At 44.0% G+C, this 2,366-nt stretch carries 3 protein-coding genes and 1 CRISPR repeat array; of the genes, 2 read left to right on the top strand and 1 reads right to left on the bottom strand.

Features of this window, described 5'->3' with window-relative positions; genetic code table 11:
* A partial coding sequence (gene cas2, locus RIB93_RS29025) for a CRISPR-associated endonuclease Cas2 (RefSeq protein WP_446378225.1) occupies positions 1–162 on the bottom strand: 162 nt, incomplete at its 3' end.
* Between the two features lie 383 nt (positions 163–545).
* Between cas2 and RIB93_RS29020 the strand changes: the two genes are divergently transcribed.
* Together RIB93_RS29020 and RIB93_RS29015 are read left to right on the top strand one after the other, a co-directional pair.
* Positions 546–992 carry a Tse2 family ADP-ribosyltransferase toxin gene (locus tag RIB93_RS29020; protein WP_446378223.1) on the top strand — a complete coding sequence of 149 codons (447 nt, stop codon included), beginning with the start codon at positions 546–548 and terminating at the stop codon, positions 990–992.
* Between the two features lie 20 nt (positions 993–1,012).
* Positions 1,013–1,540 (top strand): hypothetical protein, encoded by a 528-nt coding sequence (locus RIB93_RS29015; RefSeq protein ID WP_446378221.1) that lies wholly within the window; start codon positions 1,013–1,015, stop codon positions 1,538–1,540.
* A gap of 124 nt (positions 1,541–1,664) precedes the next feature.
* Positions 1,665–2,215: a CRISPR direct-repeat array (repeat unit 36 nt; unit sequence GTTTCCAACTAATCCGATTTAACCCAATCGGTAGGG).
* Positions 2,216–2,366: the final 151 nt, after the last annotated feature.

Here is a 2,366-nt window from a genome sequence, read left to right as displayed (position 1 = left end):
TCGCACATTATCCTCCACTGGCTCAACTAACTTTTTCACCTTTTCATAAAGCTGGCGCATCTGGTCTAAACTCAAAAAACATTCAAACACAGAAAATTGAACTCGTCGCCCATATCCTTCTAGAAAATTGGACAACTTCGTTCGCCTTTTATCATTGGGAATAAGCTGTAATGCATTTAAATTGGGTATTAGTAGCGAGCAAGATGCAAAGCCTGCGGCATGGCTTCGCTAAACGCACTACAAGGATTGTGCCATTATTGATATTAAGGTTTAAATGCCAAACAGCTTATCATACACGACAACTACTAACATTTTACTAATAAAGGGAAACAGGGAATAGGGATTAGGGATCAGAATTTAAACCTTAATGTCAACAACTGCAAAACCGTACATAACTATATCTGACTATCTTGTTATTAAAACTTTACAATACATTCCCACCCACCTACCCGCTACCCCCTCACTGTTTGCTTTAACCTTTATCGTTGAGTGCAGCTTGGTATTATGATTAATGCGGTAATCGCGCTCTTGCTGATGGAAGGCTGATGGCAAAACTCTACTATCGAGGCATGGCAGAAGAAAACGGTAAACCCAAAGTGGGACGTAGCGCTCGGTTATTGGGAGTCAGACCGGGCATTGATATTGATGTTGAACAAATGCCTAGAGATTGGTTAGATGAACAGGGATTCCTGCGACCAGAAACAGAACGCAATCCTTTGTTGGGTGAGTCTGTAGCTGTAGCCATCAGAAATACCAAAGGAATGTCTGTCTCGCTTTCAATTGAAGGTTTGCCAGCATTCCGCAAACCGACAATGTTTGGAGGAACGGGAAAAGACCCCCTTTGGCAAATTGATGATTGCCAAATTACTGGAGCGCTTGAAGCTGTCCAAGATAGCGCCACCCACGTTAGCATTCTGCCAAAGGCTACAATGCTGTTGGAGAAGTACGAAGCAGCACTGGCAAGCACCCAACATGATTGGCAAAAAGTTTAAACGAGAGCAGGAGAATAGCAATGGCATGGATATTTAGCTTATCGGCTGAATGTGGGGCGCAACAAGCTGTCGCCGAGGAATTTTCCCACCATTTTGACCAAGTTTCCTGGGTTCTCTCCAATGGTAGCCAGTCTCAATGTCGTGTGGGAATTTTTCAAGATATCGAAGAGAATTGGTGGTGTCGAGTTTCTCCAAGTCATGTCAGTGAGGTTGGCATTGATACACCAGAAAGTGCTTATCTGATGACAGAACTTGGTATTCTGCTGTATCAGCGTTTACAGTCGGCTCCAGGGTTTCGCTATGCCTTGGTGGGTGTGGAAGTGGATGAGTTTAGAACTTACACTGAACTGCTGGAATCTTCTTCTACTTCGGCTTTTCCGGGACTGGTTTTGGCTCAAATGATGGGGGAAGCGATGGAATTGTCTCCCGATTTTCGACCGTTCAGTCCGGGATATGTCTGGAAACCCTATGAAGGTGAAATTTATAAGCCGCTGATGGCATCGTCAGAGTTGAAGAACAAATTGAACGCATTGTTGATGGTGGGGTGAACACAGTGGGTTCGTAGTGGGGGATGCGAGTCCCTGATTTTATAGGTTTAGGACTTACGCTTTCTTGATGGCACAGGCGCTACCTGTAGGGGCACAGCAATGCCGTGCCCCTACCATAAATGGCGTTTCCAACTAATCCGATTTAACCCAATCGGTAGGGTAGGATTTAGAAATCCAACTGTATCGGAAGCAAATCAGAGTTTCCAACTAATCCGATTTAACCCAATCGGTAGGGGATTTGCTAGTTTAATGCAAATTAGTTATCAGTTGTATTGTTTCCAACTAATCCGATTTAACCCAATCGGTAGGGCTGAAAATCTGCCGTGTGTAGGGACTTTCGTAGGAACGATCGTTTCCAACTAATCCGATTTAACCCAATCGGTAGGGTGCAGATTTTCGATATTACAACTGTAAAGGAGAAGGTTTCCAACTAATCCGATTTAACCCAATCGGTAGGGTCTTCAGTTAATACTAATTTAGTTAAGCTGAAGATATACGTTTCCAACTAATCCGATTTAACCCAATCGGTAGGGGGCCTCCCATAATGTCACTTTCCTGGATATAGAGTTTCCAACTAATCCGATTTAACCCAATCGGTAGGGTGGATGATAAAGAACGCCCTCCTGCGGTTAAACTATTGTTTCCAACTAATCCGATTTAACCCAATCGGTAGGGAGTTCGTCTAGCAGCCCTTGCCCAGTAAGGGTTTCAGCCGCCGAATCGACACACCTCTAGAAAGTCTAACATATCCTCCCAAAAATTGACTCCAACACATACCTCAAACCCTTACCCTGTAAGCCATCGACACACCTCAACGAAAAATATA

The organism is Coleofasciculus sp. D1-CHI-01, assembly GCF_040218875.1.
GTDB lineage: Bacteria > Cyanobacteriota > Cyanobacteriia > Cyanobacteriales > Coleofasciculaceae > Coleofasciculus.
The sequence above is the reverse complement of the archived record's forward strand: the minus strand, read 5'-3'. Positions and strand labels throughout refer to the sequence as shown.